This window comes from Paenarthrobacter sp. DKR-5, assembly GCF_018531425.1.
GTDB lineage: Bacteria > Actinomycetota > Actinomycetes > Actinomycetales > Micrococcaceae > DKR-5.
Genome location: NZ_JAHBOI010000004.1, coordinates 428,425 through 451,050 on the forward strand (window position 1 = coordinate 428,425; position 22,626 = coordinate 451,050).

Below are 22,626 nucleotides of genomic sequence, written 5' to 3' on the forward strand. Positions count from 1 at the left end.
GCAGACCATGTCATCAGTGAACACTTCCATCCAGCTCATCACGCGCGCGGAGGCGGCCGGGCTCTCCGGTGCGGAACAGGCGGGTGCGACGTGCAGCCCGGAGCTGGCCAAGGGCCCGTGGGACTTCGACCTGGCCGAGGCGCTCGCGGGCACCCCGGGCTACGGGCCGGGCGCCTCCTCGGCCGATGTCGCGCCGGCGTCGACTCCGCGGCAGGGCCAGCTCCCCGACGAGTACAAGCGGGCATCCGACGAGGAGCTCTTCGACCGCATCGCCGCCGCCAAGGAGCGGCTGGGCAGCCGCGCGGTCGTTCTCGGCCACTTCTACCAGCGCGATGAAGTGGTCCGCTTCGCCGACTATGTGGGGGACTCATTCCAGCTGGCGCGCGCGGCCAAGGAGCATCCCGAGGCCGAGGCCATCGTGTTCTGCGGCGTGCACTTCATGGCCGAAACCGCCGACATGCTCTCCGGCCCCGAGCAGGCCGTGATCCTGCCGAACCTGGCCGCGGGCTGCTCCATGGCGGACATGGCCGACATCGACTCGGTCACCGAATGCTGGGAGCAGCTGGAGGAGCTGTTTGGAACCGAACCGGATGCCGAGGGCCGGGTGCCCGTCCTGCCGGTGACGTACATGAACTCCTCCGCGGCGCTGAAAGGCTTCTGCGGCGAGCACGGCGGCATCGTCTGCACCTCGTCCAACGCCGCGACCGTGCTGGAGTGGGCCTTCCAGCGCGCCCAGCGGGTGCTCTTCTTCCCCGACCAGCACCTGGGCCGCAATACCGCCAAGGCCATGGGCGTGCCGCTGGAGCAGATGCCGATGTGGAACCCGCGCAAGCCTCTCGGCGGAACGGACGAGCAGACCCTCGCCGACTCCCGGGTGATCCTGTGGCACGGCTTCTGCTCGGTGCACAAGCGCTTCAATGTCGCCCAGATCGAAAAGGCGCGGGCGGAGCACCCGGACGTGCGCGTCATCGTGCACCCCGAATGCCCGATGCCGGTGGTCGACGCCGCGGATGCCTCCGGCTCCACGGACTTCATCGTCAAGGCCATTGCCGCTGCGCCTGCCGGCAGCACCTTCGCCATCGGCACCGAGGTGAACCTGGTGAACCGGCTCGCCGCCCAGTACCCGCAGCACACCATCTTCTGCCTCGACCCGGTCATCTGCCCGTGCTCCACCATGTACAGGATCCACCCCGGCTACCTGGCCTGGGTGCTGGAGGGACTCGTCAGCGGGGAAGTCCTCAACCGCATCACCGTTCCCGGTGACGTCGCCGCTCCGGCCCGGGTGGCGCTCGAGCGGATGCTGGCGGCGCGGCCGTGACCACCCGGCTCGTCGTCGTCGGCGCCGGCATCGCCGGGCTCTACGCCGCCCTGCTGGCCAGCGAGGACCGCGGCACGCACGTGACGGTCCTGAGCAAAGGCCGGCTGGAGCAGAGCAACACCTATTACGCCCAGGGCGGCATCGCCGCGGTCCTGGGCGGCGGCGAAGCGGCGCCCGGGGACACCGTCGGTGCCCACGCCGCAGACACCGTTGCCGCGGGAGCCGGGCTGTCGGATCCGGAGGCGGTGCGGGTGCTTTGCGCGGAGGCAGCGGCGGGCATCGCGGGCCTGCGCCGGTTCGGAGTGCAGTTCGACGCCGCCGGTCCGGCGCCTGCCCTCGGGCTGGAGGCGGCGCACTCGGCCCCACGCATCCTGCACGCGGGAGGCGACGCCACCGGCGCGGGAATTTCCGCCGCGCTCTCGGCCGAGGTGCTCCGCCGGGCGCGTGCCGGTCTGCTCACCCTGCGGACCGGGGCCTTCCTTGAAGCGGTCGAGCTTGCTTCCGGAGCCGTGAGCGGGGTGCGCTTCCGGCACGACGGGAAGGAGCACCGCCTTCGCGCGGAGGCCGTTCTGCTGGCCACCGGGGGCGCCGGCCAGCTGTTCGAGCACACCACGAACCCCTCGGTCGCGACGGCCGACGGACTGGGCGCCGCCTGGCGCGCCGGTGCGGTAGTACGCGATCTGGAGTTCTTCCAGTTCCATCCCACCGCACTCGCCGTGCCGGGCAACCTGCTGATCTCGGAGGCTGTCCGCGGCGAAGGGGCCGTGCTGCGCGACGGCACCGGCCGGCGCTTTATGCCGGACGTGCATCCTCTCGCCGAACTGGCACCGCGCGACGTCGTCGCCCGCGGCATCGCGCAGCACCGCGCCGCGGGCCGCGACGGTGCGGACGGCGAGGTCTATCTCGACGCCACGGTGGTGGAGGCCGGCCAGGGCGCCGGTTTCCTGGCACGCCGCTTCCCGACGCTGCACCGCCTCACTGCCGGACTGGGCTTCGACTGGACCAGCCAGTGGCTGCCCGTGGCGCCCGCGGCGCACTACTGGATGGGCGGCGTTGCCACGGACCTGAACGGCCGCACCTCGGTTCCGGGCCTGTACGCCGCCGGGGAGGCCGCGGCCACCGGCGTGCACGGCGCCAACCGGCTGGCCTCCAATTCGCTGCTTGAGGGCCTTGTCTTCGGCGCGCGCGCCGTCCGCGACCTCCAGGCCGGCGCCGGGCCCGCGCCCGTGTTCGCCGCCTTGCCTCTGGAACCGGCACGGGGCGAGCGGTCCGGCTTTGACCGGATGGAACTGCGGAGGCTGATGTCGGACGCCGCCGCCGTCCTGCGCGACGGCGACCGGCTGGCCGTCGCCGCGAAGCAGTTGGACATGTGGCAGGCCCGCGGTTCCGCGACCGGGGAGGACGCCAACCTGCTTCAGGCCGGCCGGCTGCTCGTGGCCTCCGCGAGGCGCCGCGAGGAATCCGTCGGCGCCCATTTCCGCACCGATTTCCAGCACCGAAACCACACCGGGCCGGTGGCCTGGATCAACCCCGGAGCCGCCTCATGACCGTCCACCTGGATCCCCTCCCGCGCGCCGCCGTGCAGCGCATCCTGCAGGCCGCCCTCGAGGAGGACGCCCCGCACGGGGACGTCACCTCCCAGGCCCTCATCCCGGCGTCCGCCGTCGCCACCGCCGAGCTGACGGCACGGGAGGCGGGCATCTTCAGCGGCGGCGAGGTTTTTGCCGCGGCGATGGCCCTCGCTGACCCGGAGGCTGCCGTCGAACTGCTGGTGCCGGACGGCGCGTCCTTCACGGCGGGAGACGTCCTGGCCCGCGTGCGCGGCAACGCCCGTGCCGTGCTGCTCGCCGAGCGGGTCGCCCTGAACCTGACGCAGCGCATGAGCGCCATCGCGACGCGCACGGCGGAGTACGTCCGGCGGGTCGGCGGCAGCGCAGCGCGGGTGGCCGACACCCGGAAGACCACCCCGGGTCTGCGGCTGCTTGAACGCCACGCGGTGCGCTGCGGCGGCGGCTCGAACCACAGGTTCAGCCTCTCCGACGCCGTGCTGGCCAAGGACAACCACCTGGCGGTACTCACCGGCGGGGACGACGCCCGGCTGACGGAGGTCCTCGCCGGAGTGCGCCGGAACCTGCCGCACACCACTCACATCGAGGTGGAGGTGGACCGCCTGGGCCAGATCGAGCCGGTCCTCGCCGCCGGGGTGGACACGATCATGCTGGACAACTTCTCGCTCGAGGACCTCGAAAAGGGCGTCGCCGTCGTCGGCGGCAGGGCTCTGGTCGAGGCGAGCGGCAATGTGAACCTCGACACGATTGCCGGCATTGCCGCCACAGGCGTGGACATCATCTCGGTGGGGGCCCTGACGCACTCGGTCCGGGCCCTGGACCTGGGCCTGGACATCCGGGTGGAGGCCGTCCCCGCGGCGGCGTTGCCGTGATCTACCTCGATGCTGCCGCCACCACGCCGGTGCGGCGCGAGGTCCTCGAAGCCATGTGGCCGTACCTGACGGGCGAGTTCGGCAATCCCTCAAGCCACCATGAGACGGGCGAACGGGCTGCCGCCGCGCTGCGGGCCGCGCGGGCCGACGTCGCCGCCACGCTCGGCTGCCGGCCCTCCGAGGTGATCTTCACCTCCGGCGGTACCGAGGCGGACAACCTGGCCGTCCAGGGCATCGCCTTGGCGCGCGCGGCCCGCGATCCGCGCCGCCGCCGGGTGGTGATCAGCGCCGTGGAGCACGCCGCGGTGACTGCTTCAGCCGAGTTCCTGGCCCGCGTCCTTGGCTTCACCGTGAGCAGGGTCCCCGTGGACAGCCAGGGCCGGGTGGATCCGGCTGAGCTGTCCGGGCTGCTGGATGACGACGTGGCGCTGTGCAGCGTCATGTACGCCAACAACGAGATCGGCACCGTGCAGGCGGTGGCCGAGCTGGCTGCCGCCGCCCGGGCCAGCGACGTGCCCTTCCACACGGACGCCGTGCAGGCCGCGGGCTGGCTGCCGCTGGACGTCGCAGCCCTCGGTGTGGACGCGATGAGTCTGTCCGGGCACAAGCTCGGTGCGCCCAAGGGGACCGGGGTGCTCTACGTGCGTTCCCGCACGCCGCTGGAGCCCTTGATCCACGGCGGCGGCCAGGAGCGCGGGGCGCGGTCGGGCACCGAGAATGTCGCCGGAGCGGTCGGCTTCGCCGCCGCACTGCGGCTCGCCGAAGCGGCCAGACCGGTGCAAGCGGCCCGCGTCGCAGCCCTGCGCTCGCGGTTCATCGACCGGGTGCTGGCGGAGGTGCCCGGTTCCCTGCTCACCGGCGCCCCGGAGGAGCGCCTGCCGTCGGTGGCCTCATTCTGCTTCCCGGGTACGAGCGGGGAGTCGGTGCTGCTGGAGCTTGAACGGGCCGGCGTCACCTGCTCCAGCGGATCGGCCTGCGCCGCCGGTTCGGACGAACCGTCCGAGGTGCTGCTCGCCACCGGACTGGACAGGGAAACCGCGCAGACCGCGGTGCGGTTCAGCTTCCCGGCAGCCGTGGCCGAGGAGGAACTGGAGGAGGCCGCCGAGCGGGTCAGGCAGGCGGTTGCCGCGGTCCGTGCCCTCCGGGCTCCTGCTTAGGCCAGTTCGGGCAGGTACATCTCGCCGGCGGTGACGGAAGCCGGCACCCGGTTGGCGGGCCCGGGCAGCGGACAGGCCCAGTACTCGTTGTAGGCGCACGAGGGGTTGTAGGCGAAATTGAAGTCCAGGATGAAGGTTGGGGTGCCTCCGTCGGCGTCGGTTCCGTGGAAGGCCCCCTTGACGGTGTCCAGCAGGTAACGTCCGGCCCCGTAGCTTCCGCCGGGCTTGCCGGCCGTGGCGTCCCGGAAGGGAAGGAAGATTCCGCCGCCGTAGCTCTTGAGTTCCCACGCCGCCAGCCGGCCGACCTCTGGAACATCAAAGGTGCCAAGCCGCACGAACGGAACGACGCCGTCGGTCCCGGTTTCGACCTCCATCCGCTCGCCGGCACCCTCGCCGTCCAACGCGACCCGGAAGCGGAAGGCAGGATCGTAGGGTGCGACCGCAAGGCCGGAAAAGCCGGCCTTCTTGGTGCTGTCGAGTGCAGAGGCCGGGTGGCTGCCGAACATCGTGTCCCGGCGTTCCCGCCAAAGACGGTGGGCACCGGCCGGGTCCGCAGCGGCGCGCTCGCGCACCTCCGCGTACAGCGCAAAGGTTTTCAGCCGCCAGTCGGCAATGTCCAGTGCGGACATGGGCAGGGGTAGTTCAGCGTCGGCCATGGCACCAAGCCTAGCCACGCCGCCCTGCCGCGTCCCGCCGTGCGCCGCCCTGCCGCGTCCCGCGTCGCAGGCCGCGGCGGAGGTATGCTCGCCTCACGCCGGTGCCGTCCGACCGGCCGGGAGACGGGAAGTTGGGGAAATGGCGAAGTTTCTGGCGGCTGCTGCGGCCGCACTGTCCCTGGCGATGCTGACCGGGTGCTCAGGCGCGGCTCCGCAAGGACAGCCGGCCGCACCGGCGTCATCGTCGTCCGGCGCGGTCTCCGCCCCGGCGACTGACGGTGCAACCGCCTCGGCGTCCGGCACCGCTGCCGGAACCGGCTCGGCCGCTGCCACGGCAGTGCCTTCCGCGACTGCCGCTCCCACCGCGGCTCAGTGGAAGACCTATGCCGACCCGGCGGGGACGGTGTCCTTCGACCTGCCCGAGGAATGGACGGCGCAGCAGGTGCCGGTGCCATCCCATCCCGAGTCCCTGCGGGTGGACGTTCGCGACGGGTCCGGCAAGGTGCTGGCAACCCTACAGACCAAGATCCAAGGGCTCGGCGGCGCCTGCCTGCCTCGGGATGCGAAGCCCTACACCGTGCTGGCGAGTGTCCCGGTGAACCTGCCCGCGTCCGGTGCCAGCGGCAGCATTGAACCGCGCTTCGTCTTCCGGGCCATCCAGAGCTACAAGTACATCGCGTCCTACGGGATCACCAACATGGTCGGCGGCACCGATGGAAAGACGTGTTTCGCATACAACGTCGTCAATGGACCGGCCGGGGTGGGGATCTACATGTTCGGGGATGAGCTGACACTGCACCCGAAGAAGCCCGCCGAGGCCGTCGCCCCGCAGCATGCTTTCGATACCCTCGCGCAGGCGGCCGCCTACACGCGGACGGCCGAATTCGCGAACCTGCGGCGCATGATCACGTCCCTGAAGATCAAACCCTGACGGAAAGTTCCAGGGGCAGGCTGCGCATAGACTGGACTCGTTTGTCTGTCCGGATGTCAGGAGCCTGCCCCATGAAGCGCACCGTTTCCGCGCGCCTCGTTTTCAAGACGACGGCGAACACGTCGCTGGTGCTGGCGGTCGCCGTCGCCCGCAACGAGGGATACGACGCGGTGGAGGAGACGCTGAGCGCCACCGTGGCGGGCTCGGAGGTGCCGCTGGCCGAACTGGCTGACGTGCACGGCGGCCGGCTGCATGCCCTGACCCTGGCCGAGCCTTCCGAGGTGGTGGTCGAGTACGCCGCGAGCGTCACGGGCCACGCCGTCCCCGAGCCGGCGGACCCGGTGGAGCTCATCCGCTACGTCCGGCCCAGCCGCTACTGCGAGTCGGACCGCCTGCTGCCGACCTCCTACGCCGAGTTTGCCGGACTGCACGGTGCCGAACTGGTGGCAGCCGTGCGCGGCTGGGTCAGCAAGGAGCTGCGCTACGTCTCGGGTTCCTCCCGCGGTACCGACGGGGCCGTCGAAACCCTGCTGCACCGTCGGGGGGTCTGCCGCGACTTTGCCCACCTGGCGGTGTCGCTGCTGCGCGCCAAGGACGTCCCGGCCCGCGTGGCGGCAGTGTACGCCCCCGGGCTGTCCCCCATGGACTTCCACGCCGTCGCCGAGGCCTACGTCGACGGCGCCTGGCAGGTCATCGACCCGACCGGCCTGGCTCCGCGTGAGGCCATGCTGCGGATCGCCACCGGACGGGACGCTTCGGATACCGCGTTCCTGTCCACGGTCGGGGGGAGCCTCTCGCTGCACCAGCTGGCGGTGACCGCTGCGGTGTCCGAGGGTGAGCTGCCGGCAGAGGATTCCGAGGCCGCTGTCCTTATTCGCTGAGCGCGCGGTTGACGCCGGCCCGCAGCTTGTCGGCCAGCGACCCCAGCTGCTCCAGCTCCGCCGGTTCCAGCGCGGGGGAGAGCAGACGGTGGATCTCCTTGACATGCTCGCGCCCGATGGCCTTCTGCAGCTCCCGGCCCTCATCGGTGAGGCCCACCAGCACCCCGCGGCGGTCCTCCGGGGCAAGTTTCCGCCGGACCAGGCCCTGCTTCTCCAGCCGCTCGACGAGCCGGCTCATGCTCGGCTGGCTGAGCAGCACCTCCTGGTTGAGCTCGTTCAACCGGAGCCAGCCCGTGGGGCAGCGCGAGAGGTTGAAGAGCACGTCGTACTCGTTCATGCTCACCTGGCGGAAGGCGGGGTCGGCCTGCAGCCTGCGCATCACCGTCACCTGGGCCCGGAACAGCGACTCCCAGGCCGCGGCGGTGAGCCGCAGGTCCGGGCGCCCCTCCTGAGGCTCGTCCTGCTGGCTCACCCCTGCCTCCCGGGCCCGGCAGCGGCACTCTCCGCGGCCTCCGTCGCAGCGGCGTCACGCGCGGCCTTGCGGCTGGCGTGCGACGGCGGGTCCGACGGCACACCGGCGGGGCGGCGCGCCTCGAACTCGCGCCGCAGAGTCGGCAGCACCTCGGCTCCGAACAGGTCCAGTTGCTCCAGGACTGTCTTCAGCGGCAGGCCGGCGTGGTCGATGAGGAACAGCTGGCGCTGGTAGTCGCCGAAGTAGTCCGCGAACTTGAGGGTCTTCTCGATCAGCTCCTGCGGGCTGCCGACGGTCAGCGGCGTCTGTGCCGTGAAGTCCTCCATCGAGGGGCCGTGGCCATAGACCGGGGCGTTGTCGAAGTAGGGGCGGAACTCGTTGACCGCGTCCTGCGAGTTTTTCCGGATGAAGAACTGGCCGCCGAGGCCCACCACGGCCTGGTCCGCACGGCCGTGCCCGTAGTGCTCGAAGCGTTCGCGGTACAGGCCGATGAGCTGCATGTAGTGCTCCTTCGGCCAGAAGATGTTGTTGGCGAAGAAGCCGTCACCGAAGTAGGCGGCCAGCTCCGCGATCTGCGGGGTGCGGATGGAGCCGTGCCAGACGAAGGGCGCGACACCGTCGAGCGGCCTCGGCGTGGAGGTGAATCCCTGCAGCGGGGTGCGGTGCTTGCCCTGCCAGTCCACGACCTCTTCGTCCCACAGCCGGCGCAGCAGCTGGTAGTTCTCGAAAGTCAGCTCCAGGCTGTCCTGGATGCTCTTGCCGAACCACGGGTAGACGGGGCCGGTGTTACCGCGGCCGAGCATCAGGTCGACGCGGCCGTCGGCCACGTGCTGCAGCATGGCGAAGTCCTCGGCGATCTTCACCGGATCATTGGTGGTGATCAGCGTGGTCGCCGTGGAGAGCGTGAGGTGCTCGGTCTGCGCGGCGATGTAGCCGAGCAGGGTGGTGGGGGAGCTGGGGTAGAAGGGCGGATTGTGGTGCTCGCCCGTCGCGAAGACATCCATGCCGATCTCCTCGGCGTGCTTGGCGATCTTCAGGATCCCCTTGATGCGCTCGTACTCGGTGGGAGTGGTGTGGTTGGTCGGGTCGGTGGTGACGTCGCCGACGCTGAAAATGCCGAACTGCATGGTCGTTCCCTTCTGCTACTGCCCCTACATTATATGCATTTGCATGTACTGACGGATACAACAGCAGCGGAGCCCAGGATGTTCCCGGCGCGTGTCGCGGGTGGCAGCGGCTACGGCTCGCGGGGCGACCGGGCCGACCGGCGCCCGCTGACCGCCGGAATTGCGCCGGTCGTCCAGTCCTCCGCGGGGCCGCCGGGGGGTGCCGCGGGTGCCTGCGGTGTCTTCGCCAGGTCCTTGAGCAGCTGGCGCTTTTCCCGCCGGCCCTCCACGAGCCGGTAGAGCACCGGCACCAGGATCAGGGTGAGCGCGGTGGAGGATACCAAGCCGCCGATGACGACGATGGCCAGGGGCTGCGAGATGAATCCGCCGCCGCCGGTGAGGCCCAGAGCCATCGGCGTCAGGGCGAACACGGTAGCGAGGGCTGTCATCAGGATCGGCCGCAGGCGGCGGCGCGCGCCGTGCGTGATGGCGTCTGCCACGCTCATCCCCGGCCGGTTCCCGCCGGGGCGGCGGTACTGGTTAATAAGGTCGATCAGCACGATCGCGTTGGTGACCACGATCCCCACGAGCATCAGCATCCCGATCAGCGAGGCGAGTCCCAGCGGCACGCGGGAGAGCAGCAGCAGGGCGATGGCCCCGGTGGCGGCGAACGGGATGGACACCAGCAGGATCAGCGGCTGGAGCAGGGACTTGAAGGTCGCGACCATGATGACGTACACGATGGCGATTGCCGCCAGCATGGCCAGGCCGAGTTGCTGGAAGGACTGCTGCTGCTGCGTGGTGGCGCCGCCGAGCGCGGCCGTCGCGCCGGCAGGCAGCTGCACGCCGTCGAGCCGCTGCTGCACCGCGCTGCTCAGGCCGCCGAGGTTCCCGTTGTCCGGGGTCAGGGAGATCGTGGCGGTCCGCTGGCCGTTGGAGGTGGTGATCGACTGCGGCACGTTGACCTGCTGTACCGAAGCGATCTCGGTGAGCGGGACAGGGCCGCGGGCGGTGGGAACCTCGGCCGCGCGCAGCCCCTCCAGGCTGGTGAACTGGGTTCCCCTGCCGATGCGGACCTGGTAGTCGGTGGTGTCGATGCGCACCGTGCCGCCCGGCAGCGGGCTGATGGTGGCGGCCAGCACCCCTGCCACCTGGCCCTCGTTGAGCCCGGCGGCGGCTGCTTTCGCCCGGTCGATCCTTACCTGCACCACGGGCTGCGAGGAGGACAGGTTGCTGGTCACCTCGCGGGCGCCGGGGGTTCCGCTCACTGCCCCGAGCACCGCATCGTTGGCCTTCTGCAGGTCGGCCGTGGAGGCAGCCTTGACCTTGATGTCCACGGTGTTGGACGTGCCGAAGCCGCCCTGCTGGGTGCTGACGCTGAGCTTGCCCGCTCCGCTGAGTTTGTTCAGGGCGTCCCGGACGGTGTTCTGCAGCGCCGGCTGATCCGCCTTGGGATCGGTGATCACCGTGAACTGGGCGCTGGAGGCGCCGGCGGACACGAGCGCGGAGAAGCCGCCGGTGGCATTGCCGACGGTGACCTGGACGTCGCCGATGCCTGGTGTCTTCTTCAGGACGTCCTCAACCTTGGCGGCAGCGTCGGCGGTTGCCTGCAGGCTTGTCCCGGCGGGCATGTCCTGGCGCACTGTGAGGCTGTTGTTGCCCGAGTCGCCCAGCAGGTTGGTGGGCAGCAGCGGAGTCATGGCGAAAGTGGCCACGAGGATCAGCACCCCGGCCACGAGGGTGACCACGGGGTGCTTCTGCGTGGCCGAGAGGACCGGAAGGTAGGCGCGCTGCAGACGGCTGTGCTCGTCCTTACTCCGCACCGCCGCCTGCTGCACGGCCGCCTGCTGGACCGCCGCCTGCTCCCGGGGATCCGCCGGGGGGCCGGGGGCGGCCGGGCTCTTGAGGAACCAGTAGGCGAGCACGGGCACGATCGTCAGTGCCACCAGCAGCGAGGCCAGCAGCGCAATGGTCACGGTCAGTGCGAACGGCCGGAAGAGCTCGCCGGCGATGTTGCCAACGAAGGCGATCGGCAGGAAGACCGCCACTGTTGTCAGTGTCGAGGCGGTGATGGCGCCGGCGACCTCGCGGATGGAGCCCAGGATCGCGGTGAGCTTGTCCTCGCCGTAGCTCAGATGCCGCTTGATGTTCTCGATGACGACAATCGAGTCATCCACCACCCGGCCGATGGCGATGGTGAGCGCACCGAGGGTGAGGATGTTCAGCGAGTACTTCGTGGCCCACAGGCCGATGAAGGTGATCAGCAGGGAGAGCGGGATCGAGATCGCCGTGACCAGCGTGGACCTGACCGAAAGCAGGAAGATCAGGATGACGACGACGGCGAACCCCAGACCCAGGATGCCCTCGGTGGTCAAGTCCTTGATGGACTTCTCGATGAACGGAGCCTGGTCGAAGACGCTGGTGATCTTCGCGTTGCTGCCCAGCTCGGCTTCCAGCTGGGGGAGCTGGTCGCGGATCTGGTGCGAGATGGCGACGGTATCCGCCTCAGGTTTCTTGGTCACCGAGATGGCCAGGGTCGGCTTCCCATTCGTCCGCGTGATCGAGGTGGCCGTGTCGTCTGCGAGTGAAACCTCCGCGACGTCGCCGATCGTGGCGGCACCGTTGCGGGCGCCGGTCAGGGGCAGCGCACGGATGGCATCCAGCGAGTCGACGGGGCTGCCGATCTGCACGGACAGGGTTTTGCCCTGCTCCTGAACGGTGCCGGCGGGAACGAGGGACCCGTTGTTCTTGAGCGCGTCGCTGATGGCGGTGATGGCCAGCCCCCGCTCGGCCAGTGCGCCGTCCTTGGGCAGGATGGCGATGTGCTGCGTGTTCCCGCCGGTGACGTCGGCTCCGCGCACGCCGTCGATCTTCAGCAGTTTGGGTGCCGTGAGGCGCTGGAGGTCCGCGTTCAGCTCGCTGAGCGGCTTGTCGGAGGAGACGGCCAGGAACACGATGGGGAAGTCGCTGATGCTGCCGGCGATGGCCTGCGGCGTGACGTTGTCCGGAAGGGTCCGTTTGGCGGCGCTGATCGCCCGGTCGATCTGGTTGCGGGCACGGTCCAGGTTGGTGCCGTAGGCAAAGCTCAGGTTGATCGTGGACACACCGCTGCGCGACGTCGACGTGCTCGACTCCAGGCCCTCGACGCTGTTCAGGGCGCTTTCCAGCGGCCGGCCGACCTGCTTGTCCACCACCTCCGGTGTCGCGTCAGGCATCGCCGTGACCACCGTGACCTGGGGGAACTCGAGGGAGGGGATGAGCTCCTGCTTGAGCGAACCCATGGTGATCACCCCGAACACGGCGGCAAACACCGTGATCAGGGCAATCAGGGCCCGGTTGCCCAGGGACAGTCGAGCGAGCCGGAACATCGCCGCTAGATGCTGGGCACGGTGAGCTGCAGCGTGGCAGCGGTCGAATCCAGGATCTCCTGCGCCAGGGACGGGTTCTCGTTCAGCTTCACGCCGTAGCCGGGAATCATTTCCTTCAGCTTCGGTTCCCAGCTCTTGAGGTTCTGGGGGAAGCACCGCCTGATCATCTCGAGCATGATCGGAGCTGCGGTGGACGCTCCGGGGGAGGCGCCGAGCAGGGCGCCCAGGCCGCCGTCGGCGGAGGTGATGACCTCGGTGCCGAACTGCAGGACACCGCCCTTGGCCTTGTCCTTCTTGATTACCTGGACGCGCTGGCCGGCGGTGATCAGCTCCCAGTCATCGCCTTCGGCGGTGGGGAAGTAGTCGCGGAGCGTCTCGTTCTTGTCGCTGCGGCTCTTGAGTACCTCGGTGATGAGGTACTTGGTCAGGGACATGTTGTCCTTGCCCACGGCCAGCATCGGGATCAGGTTGGTGGGCCGGATGGACAGCGGCAGGTCCAGCAGTGAGCCGGTCTTGAGGAACTTGGTGGAGAAGCCCGCGTACGGGCCGAACAGCAGGGAGCGCTTTCCGTTGACGAAGCGGGTGTCCAGGTGCGGCACCGACATGGGCGGCGCGCCCACCGAGGCCTGGCCGTAGACCTTGGCGTTGTGCTGGCTGACCACGGATTCATCGGTGCAGCGCAGGAACTGGCCGGAAACGGGGAACCCGGCGAAGCCCTTCCCTTCGGGAATGCCCGAGCGCTGGAGCAGGTGAAGCGCGCCGCCGCCGGCGCCGATGAAGACGAAGCGCGTGTTGACGGTGGTCCGGGCGTTCGTGATGCGGTTCTTCACGGTCACGTCCCAGCGGCCGTTGGTGGCGCGGGCGACGTCGACGACGTCGTGCTGGAAGTGCAGCTCCGCACCGCTGGCACCGAGGTGCTCGGTGAGCTGGCGGGTGAGGGTGCCGAAGTCCACGTCAGTGCCTTCGACGACGCGGGAACCGGCCACCTGCTGCTGCGGGTCGCGGCCGTTCATCACCAGCGGGGTCCAGGCGGCCAGCTCGCCGGCGTCGGCGCTGAATTCGATGGTGTTGAAGAGCGGCTGCGGTTTGAGCGCCTCGTAGCGGTTCTTCAGGTAGCGCACGTTGTCCGCGCCCCACACGAAGCTCATGTGCGGCAGCGGGTTGATGAAGCTCTTGGGGGCCCCGATGCTCCCGTTGGAGACCAGGTGCGACCAGAACTGGCGGGAAACCTGGAACTGCTCGTTGATGCCGATCGCCTTCGCCGGGTTCACGCTGCCGTCAGGGCCGGCCGGGGTGTAGTTGAGCTCGCAGAGGGCCGAGTGCCCGGTGCCGGCGTTGTTCCACGGGTCCGAGCTCTCGGAGCCGACCCGGTCGAGCCGCTCGAAGAGGGAGATGGACCAGCCGGGCTCGAGTTCCTTGAGCAGCACACCCAGGGTGGCGCTCATGATGCCCCCACCAATCAAAACAACGTCGGTCTGTTTGGTCACTGAATTAGCGGTCACGATCCATCTCCGGTAGCGGTTGGCCCAGCGGTAGAAGACTACCGCGCGGGTGAATAGTTGCTGAAATTGCGGGAAGCGGCGCTCAGCCCTTGAGCTTGATCTGGTTGAAGACTTCGCTCAGGACGGGCGACGCCGGGTAGCTGGCCACTCGGTCCGACATGGCAAGGGCCGAAATAGGGAAGGCGATCGGCACGGCGGGGATGTCCTGGGCCAGCTGGGTGCTGATGGTCTGGTACAGCGCGGTGCGTTCGGGTCCGTTGGGAAGTCCGCGAGCCCGCTCGATTTTCGCAGCGGTCTGCGGGTCCTGGTAGCCGAACTCCCCGTTGACCGAACCGAACATGGTGGCAAGGAAGTTGTCGGGGTCCGAGTACAGGCCGTTCCAGCCCAGCAGATGCAAATCGTGGCCTCCCGGAGCCTGCACCTTCTGCAGGTATCCGTCGTTCCAGTCGATCGGCACGGGCTTGATGTTGAACCCGGCCGCGACCAGTTCACGGCTGATTTCCGCGTAGATTTTCTCCGGCGTGGGAAGGTAGGCGCGGGTGACGTTGGTCGGGTAGTAGAACTTCAGCTCGGTTCCCTTGTAGCCGGCGTCGACGAGCAGCTTCTTTGCCTTTTCCAGGTCGTAGGGCAGGCTCGGGGCGCTCTGGTTGAACCCGCTCAGCTTGGGCGGCACGAACTGGGAGGCACTGGCCGTTCCGTCGATGAAGAACTTCTTGATGATGGTGTCCTTGTCGATGGCCATCGACAGCGCCTGGCGCACCTTCAGGTTGGACAGTGGACCGGAGGCCTGGTTGATGCCCAGGTACATCACCGAGAAGGGGTCACGCTGGACGATCTGGAATCCGCGCTTGACGAGCTGGTCGAAGTTGCCCACCGTGACGAGGTCGTAGCCGTCGATCTGCCCGTCGATCAGGGCCTGCAGGCGTGCCTGCGGCTGGTCGATGGCCAGGAACTTGACGGTGCCGATCTGGCCCTTGTCTCCCCAGTAGTTCCTGTTCGCCTTCAAGGTGATTTCGCTGCCGTCCCAGGAGGCCAGGGAGAAGGGGCCGGTGCCCACCGGGTGGGTCGCGTACTCGGAGATGCGGTGGTTGTTGACCGTGCGGCTCGGCTCGTCGGCTTTGCCCGCGGCGAGGGCCTTGGGCGAGGAGATGCCGAATGAGGGCAGCGACATGGCCTGGAGGAAGCCGGTGAACCGCTGGTTGAGGTCGATTCGGACCTGGCCGTCCTTGGTGGCAAGGCAGTCCTTGTAGACGGACAGGCTGGGGTTGTCGGCGAAGGCGCGGAATACTGTCTTGAACATCAGGGCGGAGGGATCGGTCTGCATGGCTTTCGGCAGGTGGTACCACCGGTCGAAATTCGTGCAGACAGCCGCCGCATTGAACTCAGTGCCGTCCTGGAAGGTCACGCCCTTGCGCAACTCGAAGGCGTAGGACAGGCCGTCGTTGAGTTCCTGCCAGCTGGTGGCCAGTGCCGGTGCGGGACCGCCCGTCGTCGGGTCCACGCCCACCAGCCCTTCGAGGATCTGGCGGGTCACACGGAAGGCCTCACTGTCGGTCGTCACCGCGGGGTCGAGGCCCTGCGGGATGGATCCCGTGCCGAAGGTGAAGGTCGCCGTCGGAAGCCCTGTGGAACTGGAGGTCGCCGGTGCCGGCGCAGGGGTGGCGGTGCAGGCGGTGAGTCCCAAAGCCAGCAGTACCGACGCGAATTTGAACCCTGCACGCCGGCGCGCTTTGCTCAGCACTGCCCCATCACCTCACTTCTCCAGACCGTTGACCAGTCTAATTGACGGCGGCCAGCGGACCGGCCCGCAGCGGGAGTGTCCCTGACCACAGCAGAGCGGGCACCGCATGGCTGCGGCGCCCGCTCCGTTTCCCTGTCGTGAAAGAGGAGTCAGTACAGGGAAGCTTATTTCGGCATCAGCACCGAGTCGACCAGGTAGACCGTTGCGTTGGCTGTGTGCACACCGCCGCAGATCACGTTGGCGCCGTTGACCTTGAGCGCGTCCTTGCTGCCGGTCACGGTGACGGAACCGCCCTCGACCGTCGGGTGGGTTCCGACGATCTTGTCGGGGCTGATCTGGCCGGGGATTACGTGGTACGTGAGGATCTTCTTGAGCAGGGCGTCGTTGGTCTTCAGCGTCGCGATGGTGGCCGGGTCGATCTTCTTGAAGGCGTCATCCACCGGGGCGAAGACGGTGAACTCGCTGCCGTTGAGCGTGTCGACGAGGTTGACCTTCGGGTTCAGCTTGCCGGAAACCGCCGCCGTCAGCGTGGTCAGCAGGGGGTTGTTCGACGCCGCCACGGCCACCGGGTCAGCGGCCATCCCCGCGACGGAGCCCTTCCCGCTGGGAACCTTCTCCGCGTAGCCCTTGCAGCCGGGGCCGACCAGGTCGGCGGCCGGGTCCATGGCAGCGCTGCTGCTCGCCATGGCGCTCGAGGAGGGCATGGACGAGGACATCGATGAGGAGGAAGCGGCCGCGGTCGAGCCCGCCGTGGAAGCGGCAGTGGTGGAACCGCCGCAGGCCGTCAGGCCCATCAGGGCGACGGCGGTCAGGCCGACGGCGGCGAGTGAGTTGCGCTTGATGAGTTTCATTTCGGTACTCCTCTGAAGGCGGCCCTGGTGCAGGGGCCGGGTCCGGTTGATAGGGGCTTCGTGAACTTGCTGGGCGGGCACCGTCTTCCCGGTGTCTCACTGCTGGTTCGAGCCCCCGCTCCCGAGGGATGGGTCCGAAGTGAAAAGTTTTTTTTGGGGGGGGCGAGGGGTTTCCAGTCTCCCGGCATCGTCGACACCCCGTCGGCGAGAGCCGCTAGCCCGCGTCTTCAGCCGATATGGGACCGCGATCAGTCCTGAGTCTGCTTCTGAAGCGCGAGCCAAGCCTGGAAGCCGCCGACAAGATCGGTCGCTTGGGTCAGCCCGAGCCGTTGCAGGGTGTGGGCGGCAAGGCTTGAACTGTAGCCCTCGTTGCAGACGATCACGATCCGTCGGGCATGGTAGTCGGCGTCCGGCAGTCGGGAGGGGCTGGACGGGTCGAGACGCCATTCGAGCACATTGCGATCGATGACGATCGCTCCAGGAAGGACGCCATCGCGGTTGCGCTGGTCGATCGGGCGCGTGTCGACAACCAGGGCACCCGCGGATATCTCACGGTCCAGGTCCTCCGGGTGAACGCGAGCGAGTCCCGTGCGGCTCTCCATGAGCAATTGGTCGATCGTCACTGCCCGGTGTTCTTCCACCCCGGCGCCTCCCGCGGACGCATAGCGCTGCTGTTCCACAACTTCCTCGCTTCGTTCGGCGGAAGAGCCCTAGTCAATCGACTCGGGGCTGCGGCGGACGAAGAAGCACCCCGGTCCGAAGACCGGGGTGTCAACGATGACTCGACCCATCCGTCAGGGATGTCCCGACTTACCGCATGGTGCGCGAGGGGGGACTTGAACCCCCACGTCCGAAGACACAGGAACCTAAATCCTGCGTGTCTGCCAATTCCACCACTCGCGCGCCGGCGGCCGGCATCGCCGGGCGCCAGCGTCAATCATACCTGCGGTGCTGCCGCGGACTCAGTCGAGGCCGAGGTCCCGGCGCAGCTTTGCTACATGGCCGGTGGCTTTGACGTTGTACTGTGCCAGGGCCACTTTGCCGTCGGGATCGACGGCGATGGTGGAGCGGATGAGGCCCTCGTATTCCTTCCCGTAGTTCTTCTTCAGGCCCCACGCTCCGTAGGACTCGGCCACCGCGTGGTCCTCGTCGGAGAGCAGCGGGAAGTTCAGGTTTTCGGACTCGACGAACTTTGCGATCTTGTTCTTCGGGTCGGGGGAGAGGCCGAGAACCTCGTAGCCCGCGGACTTGAGCGAGTTGATGTTGTCGCGGAAATCGCAGGCTTCAGTGGTGCACCCCGGGGTTGACGCCGCGGGGTAGAAGTAGACGATCACGTTCCGGCCCCGCAGTCCGCTGAGGCTGTGCTGGGTGCCGCTGTGGTCCTCGAGCGTGAAGTCCGGTGCTTCGTCGCCGACGGAGAGTCTCTGCGCCATGTGTCCTCCTATTGTCTGGAGCCTTCAGTTTAGGGAAATCAGCGGGTTCCGGGAGGCAAAGATGGCGTGACGGGCAATAAATCAGTATGCTTATCAAATCCAGCAAATGGTAAGCATGCGAAGGGATATACTGCTAGCTATGCCTGATATGGAGTTGTGGCCCACTGGGCGCCTGCTTTCCACCGCCGCCCGCCTCGTTGAGCACGCTTGGAACGAACGGCTTGCTGCGATCGGTGTGACCCATGCGGGCATCATCGCCCTCGACGTCCTCGCTGCCCGGGGAGCTATCACCCAGGCTCAGCTGGCCCAGATTGTGCGGGTCCAGGCGCAGACCATGGGCAAGACCTTGTCCCGCCTCGAGGCCCACGGCCATGTCGCGCGGGTTCGCAGCACCACCGACCGGCGCAGCCACCTCGTGTCGCTCACCGACGCAGGGCGTGAAGTGATCGAGAAGGCGCACACCTTGGAGGACGGCGTCGTCAGCACTTCCTCTGTCAACATCGAAGATCTGCGCAAAAGTCTCAAAGACGTCATCCGCAGCCTGAGTGCCACCGCGCAGGAATCAGAGGTGACGCGCGCCATTGTCGCCAGCGCCTCGCAGGGGGTCGGCCCGCTGAGCTAGACGCCACGGCGCCGGAACTGCGAAAAAGGGGCGGGGAACCTCCGCCCCTTTTTCGTGTCTTCTCTTCTCGTGGGAAGCCGATGCCCGGTTATGAGATGGTGTAGCCGGTCCAGCCGACGCCGACCTTCACCCGGTGCCCCGGCACGGCGTTGCCCGTGCTCGGGAAGAACCACAGGTCGCCGTTGCGGTCGGTGGCCAGCAGGTCGATGTAGCCGTCCACGTTCTCGAAGTCGCCGTCCTGGATGATCCGCGTGTACCGGCCCCACCCAGTGCCGAGGCTATAGGAGGCGCGGCGGACGCCGGTGCCGGTGATGTAGTAGGGCCAGAGCGTGCCGTGCATGTCCCGGGCGGCGAAGTCGGGCCAGCCGCCGCCGACGGCCCAGTCGACCAGCGTCCTGCCAGCCCAGCCGGACCCCAGCCGGCGGTGCGACCAAGCGCCTCGGCCGTCCACCCAATAGCTCCAGAGAATGCCGGAACGGTCGATCGCCATCACACCGCCCCGCGGGGTGTAGACAATGCTGGTCATCCGGTCCCAACCGGGGCCGACCCGCCGGGGCTTGTGCCAGTAGCCGTGGCCGTCGCCGTAGTAGGCCCACATGGTGCCGGTGCGGTCGACGGCGAGCACCCCGTTGTTCTTGATGTGACCGGGCCCCGTAAAGCCGCCGGGTACGGGTACGATTTCGGTGAAGTTCCAGCCGATCCCGGCCAGCGTGCGGGCCTTGAACCCGCCGTCGCCGTTGCCCGGGTAGAGCCAGAGGTTGCCGTGGCTGTCCCGCGCGAGGACGTCCGGGTTGCGGTCGCCCGTGTAGTCACGGAACGGCAGGCTGCACGGTGCCGGGCAGGTGAGCTTGACGGGTGCCGGAGCGGCACTGGCGGGTGCGGCGACGGCGCCCGTTGCCAGGAGAAGCGAGCCAACGAGGCCGGTGAGCATGCGCAACGATGTCGCCTTCATGGCGGGAGACTAGACCCCTGCGAGCCGACGTCAATGCGTAGTACAAAGCTCTGTCCATAACTTCGCCGACGAACCGCGCCGCTTTTAGTGGGCCGCGAAAGCAAAGAACACCCCCGACGCGAGACTTTTGGGGGTGCTGGAGTAAACAAAAACCCCGCCTTCCTGGCCTGGGCCAGTGAAGACGGGGTTTCGCTGTGCGCCCCCTCGGACTCGAACCGAGAACCCATTGATTAAGAGTCAATTGCTCTGCCAATTGAGCTAGAGGCGCATTGTTTTGAGATCATCGTGAAGGTTTTCATTCCTTCGCGGAACCCCGCAACGACATGAAACTCTACACGGTTTCCGGCGAAGTGCGAAATCGACTTCCGGGCCCGCTTCGAGGGGGCGATTAGGCGGCTCTTTCGGGGCCCTTCCGCACGCCGGCAGGGGAGCGGAAGGGCCCCTCGAACGGCCTATTCGCCCGCGTAGCGGCGGAATCCGGCCTTCTCGGCATCCTCGGACGTGCGGAACCAGACGTCGGCCTCGGTGCCCGCGTAGGCGGGACTGTCGGGGCCGTGGAAGACCATCGCATCCTCGTCGGCCTTGATCATGAACCCGGCGGGGCCGGTGCCGTCGGCCTTGGGGTCGGCGGAACCTTCCCCGTAGGGACCCGGCGCAACGGGTGCGGCGAAGGAGAATGCCGGGCCGCCGGGCTTGCGAGACTGGTTCCGGGCGCGGCGGAAGCCCGCGGCCTCGGCGTGCGCGTCGCTGACGAACCAGACGTCGGCGGCTGTCTCCGCGTACGCGTCACTGTCCAGGTCGTGGTACGTGAATGAATCCGAAACGCCCTTGACGGGGAATCCGGCCGGCGCGGAGCCGTCCGGAAGCGCTGCCGCGGACCCTTGCCCGAAGGGTGGCTCGGCAACAGCCGGCTCGGGCTCGGCAACGACGGGTTCGGCAGCGGCCGGTTCGGGTTCGGCAGCGGCCGGTTCGGCGGCCGCAGGCTCTTCGGCCGGTTTGACGGCGTAGGCCGCCGGGCGGTCTGCTTCCGCGGTCCGTTCGCCGGCATCCAGGTTCGCGGCGTCGACGTCGTGGCCGGCCGCAGTGCTTTCCTCGTCCCAATCGTCCACATCGCCGTCGTGCACTGCCTTGGCGGACGGCTTCAGCTCTTCGGCGGGTGCCTCCGTTTCCGGAGCCCAGTCGTCGACATCGACGGGGCCACCTCCGGCGCCGGCTTGGCGGTGTTCTTCGTCAAGACCGGGCGCTGCGGCTGTCTCCGGCTCGCCCCCGGCAGGAGCCTTCGCGCCAGCCTCCGCAGCGGTGCCTGCCGAGGTCGATTCCGGCGCCTGGCCGCCGGCCCTGCGGCTGACGAGCCACCACACGAGGGCGATGACCAGAACGATGACGATGACCCAGATGAGCCATTCCATGGGAGGTTCCTCCTGTCCGTGCCGGCGGTATTGCCGTTGGCCCGACGTTACGGTGCCCGGGGAAGCGGTGTCTAGGCAGGCGGTGCCCACGGAAGCGGCACGGCGGCGCCGGACCGGACCGGCCGGGCCCGCAGCGCCGGTTAGATTAGGGCTATGACTGAATCCACCCCCGCAATCCGCACGGTTACCGTCCCCGACGCTGAGCTCCTCGCCGCCCTGCAGCCCGTACCGGAGGGCGTGACCGTGCTGTTGTGGGACATGGAGGCCCCGCTGCCCGCGGAGGAGGCGGGGAACGTCGACGTCGTCGTGCTGCCGTACAACCCGAACCCGGCGGCCCAGCTGCCCCTGCTGGCCGCGCTGCCGAACCTGAAGCTGGTTCACACCCAGTCCACCGGTTACGACGGCGTGCGGGAAGCCGTGGGGCCCGGGATCGCCGTGGCGAGCGCGGCCGGCGTGCACGCTGCGACGACGGCGGAACTCGCCATCGGCCTGATGCTGGCGTCCCTGCGCGGCATCGACGCCGCGGCCCGCGACCAGGCGGAGGGACTATGGCGCCCGCAGCGGCGGAAGTCGCTCGCGGACCGGGCGGTCACCCTGGTGGGCGTCGGCGGGATCGGAGCGGAAATCGCTGCCCGGCTCGCCCCCTTCGAAATCGAGCTGACGCGGGTCGGCAGCACGGCGCGCGACGACGCGCAGGGACACGTGCACGGCGTCGACGAGCTGATCGAGCTCGCCCCGACCACTGAGATCCTGGTGCTCATCACCCCGCTGACCGAGGCCACGCGGGGCCTGGTGGACGCGCGGCTGCTGGCCGCGCTGCCGGACGGCGCCCTGGTCGTCAACGTTGCCCGCGGCGCCGTGGTGGATTCGGATGCCCTGACGGCCGAGGTGGTCAGCGGCCGGCTGCACGCGGCGCTGGACGTGTTCGATCCGGAACCGCTTCCGGCAGGCCACCCGCTGTGGTCCGCCCCGAACGCGCTGATCACCCCGCATGTGGGAGGCAACACCTCCGCCTTCTTCCCGCGGATCGTCCGGCTGCTGACCCGCCAGCTCGAGGCGTTCGCCGCCGGACGGAAGCCGGAAAACGTCGTCCAGGACGGACCGTACGCAAGCTGAGCCCAACTCCCGCCGGAGGCCCGCTGGGGGCCCCTAGCGCTGTGAGGGGGCCGTCAGTCGGACCAGGTCGGACATGAAGTCGGCAAAGTCCTCCTGGTCATCACGCTGGTCCACCACGCGGTCCGGTCCTTCCGCGGAGGGCAGCTTCGCGCGCGCACCGACGCCAAAGCGGAAGGAACGGCCCGTGCTGGTGCCGACCTCGTAATCGCCGTCGGCCAGTTCCATCGCATGCGAAAGATTTGTCATGTTCAGCGTGACCGGCACGCTGCCTGCCGTCAGCGACGGTGCATTGAAGGGGGCCACCACGAGTTCGGCCGGCTGCCGGCGGTACCCGACGATGAAGAACTTCGGGTGGGCCCGGTGATGCCCCGCCTTGGTGGCCGCGTGCTCGTTGCTGGCGCAGACAAGGTTGTAGTCGCCGAAATTCGGAATCTGCGCGTCGAAGATCCGCCGCAGGGCATCCTTCAACTCTTCGCTGGTTTCCATTCGCTTTCTCCCGCCTGTGGGCCGTCCCCCGATATCAATGGTCCCGTTGGCGGACAGTCTAGGGGAGGCGCCCGACAAACCAACGGGGGATGCCCGCCGCCTGTCTCACAATGTGGGACGGATGTCCGTAATGCGGAGGTTTTTCGCGCGAAAATTGGTCGCCGGCGGCTGATCTGGTCCAAATG

General features: G+C 68.5%; 20 protein-coding genes and 2 tRNA genes. 8 read left to right on the plus strand and 14 right to left on the minus strand.

The genetic code is table 11. The annotated features are described in order from the left end of the window. The first annotated feature begins 7 nt into the window (after positions 1-7). From nadA to KIH31_RS11230, 4 genes are read left to right on the plus strand one after another with little or no spacing between them, the layout of a single operon-like run. Entirely contained in the window at positions 8-1,318 is a 1,311-nt protein-coding gene (nadA, locus tag KIH31_RS11215) for a quinolinate synthase NadA (RefSeq protein ID WP_214427189.1), read from the plus strand. After that, positions 1,315-2,865, plus strand: coding sequence for an L-aspartate oxidase (nadB, locus tag KIH31_RS11220; protein WP_214427190.1), 1,551 nt, complete (start codon positions 1,315-1,317; stop codon positions 2,863-2,865). Before nadA ends, nadB begins: the two co-directional genes overlap by 4 nt. Continuing rightward, positions 2,862-3,758 carry a carboxylating nicotinate-nucleotide diphosphorylase gene (nadC, locus tag KIH31_RS11225; protein WP_214427191.1) on the plus strand — a complete coding sequence of 299 codons (897 nt, stop codon included), beginning with the start codon at positions 2,862-2,864 and terminating at the stop codon, positions 3,756-3,758. The genes nadB and nadC overlap by 4 nt, the downstream gene beginning before the upstream one ends. Further along, on the plus strand, positions 3,755-4,915 hold the full coding sequence (locus KIH31_RS11230) for a cysteine desulfurase family protein (protein WP_214427192.1): 1,161 nt from the start codon (positions 3,755-3,757) through the stop codon (positions 4,913-4,915). The genes nadC and KIH31_RS11230 overlap by 4 nt, the downstream gene beginning before the upstream one ends. Here KIH31_RS11230 and KIH31_RS11235 read toward each other — a convergent pair. Beyond that, positions 4,912-5,571 (minus strand): DUF1684 domain-containing protein, encoded by a 660-nt coding sequence (locus KIH31_RS11235; RefSeq protein WP_250545814.1) that lies wholly within the window; start codon positions 5,569-5,571, stop codon positions 4,912-4,914. The two genes, KIH31_RS11230 and KIH31_RS11235, sit on opposite strands and share 4 nt — an antisense overlap. Positions 5,572-5,710: 139 nt before the next feature. Here KIH31_RS11235 and KIH31_RS11240 point away from each other — a divergent pair, with 139 nt between their 5' ends. After that, positions 5,711-6,502, plus strand: coding sequence for a hypothetical protein (locus KIH31_RS11240; protein ID WP_250545815.1), 792 nt, complete (start codon positions 5,711-5,713; stop codon positions 6,500-6,502). A gap of 71 nt (positions 6,503-6,573) precedes the next feature. Next, positions 6,574-7,383, plus strand: coding sequence for a transglutaminase family protein (locus KIH31_RS11245; protein ID WP_214427193.1), 810 nt, complete (start codon positions 6,574-6,576; stop codon positions 7,381-7,383). Here KIH31_RS11245 and KIH31_RS11250 read toward each other — a convergent pair. The 9 genes from KIH31_RS11250 to bcp form a co-directional block, all read right to left on the minus strand. Further along, positions 7,373-7,855, minus strand: a complete 483-nt coding sequence (locus KIH31_RS11250; protein ID WP_307857627.1) for a MarR family transcriptional regulator — start codon at positions 7,853-7,855, stop codon at positions 7,373-7,375. The genes KIH31_RS11245 and KIH31_RS11250 overlap by 11 nt on opposite strands. Beyond that, positions 7,852-8,982 (minus strand): LLM class flavin-dependent oxidoreductase, encoded by a 1,131-nt coding sequence (locus KIH31_RS11255; protein ID WP_214427194.1) that lies wholly within the window; start codon positions 8,980-8,982, stop codon positions 7,852-7,854. The genes KIH31_RS11250 and KIH31_RS11255 overlap by 4 nt, the downstream gene beginning before the upstream one ends. Before the next feature lie 110 nt (positions 8,983-9,092). Next, positions 9,093-12,329: an efflux RND transporter permease subunit gene (locus tag KIH31_RS11260; RefSeq protein ID WP_214427195.1), complete on the minus strand. Its 3,237-nt coding sequence runs from the start codon at positions 12,327-12,329 to the stop codon at positions 9,093-9,095. 5 nt (positions 12,330-12,334) lie between these two features. Beyond that, entirely contained in the window at positions 12,335-13,831 is a 1,497-nt protein-coding gene (locus KIH31_RS11265) for a malate:quinone oxidoreductase (RefSeq protein ID WP_214427196.1), read from the minus strand. An 82-nt stretch (positions 13,832-13,913) separates the two neighbouring features. Beyond that, positions 13,914-15,569: an ABC transporter substrate-binding protein gene (locus tag KIH31_RS11270; RefSeq protein WP_250545911.1), complete on the minus strand. Its 1,656-nt coding sequence runs from the start codon at positions 15,567-15,569 to the stop codon at positions 13,914-13,916. Between the two features lie 167 nt (positions 15,570-15,736). Next, positions 15,737-16,423 (minus strand): fasciclin domain-containing protein, encoded by a 687-nt coding sequence (locus KIH31_RS11275; RefSeq protein WP_214427197.1) that lies wholly within the window; start codon positions 16,421-16,423, stop codon positions 15,737-15,739. 248 nt (positions 16,424-16,671) lie between these two features. After that, positions 16,672-17,103 (minus strand): rhodanese-like domain-containing protein, encoded by a 432-nt coding sequence (locus KIH31_RS11280; RefSeq protein WP_307857628.1) that lies wholly within the window; start codon positions 17,101-17,103, stop codon positions 16,672-16,674. A 138-nt stretch (positions 17,104-17,241) separates the two neighbouring features. Continuing rightward, positions 17,242-17,326 (minus strand) — tRNA-Leu (locus KIH31_RS11285). Positions 17,327-17,385: 59 nt separating this feature from the next. Continuing rightward, entirely contained in the window at positions 17,386-17,856 is a 471-nt protein-coding gene (gene bcp / locus KIH31_RS11290) for a thioredoxin-dependent thiol peroxidase (RefSeq protein ID WP_214427198.1), read from the minus strand. Between the two features lie 139 nt (positions 17,857-17,995). Here bcp and KIH31_RS11295 point away from each other — a divergent pair, with 139 nt between their 5' ends. Continuing rightward, entirely contained in the window at positions 17,996-18,478 is a 483-nt protein-coding gene (locus tag KIH31_RS11295) for a MarR family winged helix-turn-helix transcriptional regulator (RefSeq protein WP_374224872.1), read from the plus strand. Between the two features lie 88 nt (positions 18,479-18,566). Here KIH31_RS11295 and KIH31_RS11300 read toward each other — a convergent pair whose 3' ends face one another. From KIH31_RS11300 to KIH31_RS11310, 3 genes are all read right to left on the minus strand, one after another. Then, a complete protein-coding gene (locus tag KIH31_RS11300) occupies positions 18,567-19,430 on the minus strand; it encodes a hypothetical protein (RefSeq protein WP_214427199.1) in 864 nt (287 codons plus the stop codon). Between the two features lie 195 nt (positions 19,431-19,625). Continuing rightward, positions 19,626-19,698, minus strand: a tRNA-Lys gene (locus tag KIH31_RS11305). A gap of 184 nt (positions 19,699-19,882) precedes the next feature. After that, positions 19,883-20,839 (minus strand): hypothetical protein, encoded by a 957-nt coding sequence (locus KIH31_RS11310; protein WP_214427200.1) that lies wholly within the window; start codon positions 20,837-20,839, stop codon positions 19,883-19,885. A gap of 153 nt (positions 20,840-20,992) precedes the next feature. On the opposite strand from KIH31_RS11310, the gene KIH31_RS11315 reads away from it, so the two are divergent. After that, on the plus strand, positions 20,993-21,955 hold the full coding sequence (locus KIH31_RS11315) for a 2-hydroxyacid dehydrogenase (RefSeq protein WP_214427201.1): 963 nt from the start codon (positions 20,993-20,995) through the stop codon (positions 21,953-21,955). Positions 21,956-21,988: 33 nt separating this feature from the next. On the opposite strand, the gene KIH31_RS11320 is transcribed toward KIH31_RS11315, so the two are convergent. Then, the gene (locus KIH31_RS11320) at positions 21,989-22,441 is read right to left on the minus strand and encodes a hypothetical protein (RefSeq protein ID WP_214427202.1); all 453 of its coding nucleotides are present in this window, start codon (positions 22,439-22,441) and stop codon (positions 21,989-21,991) included. Positions 22,442-22,626 lie beyond the last annotated feature (185 nt).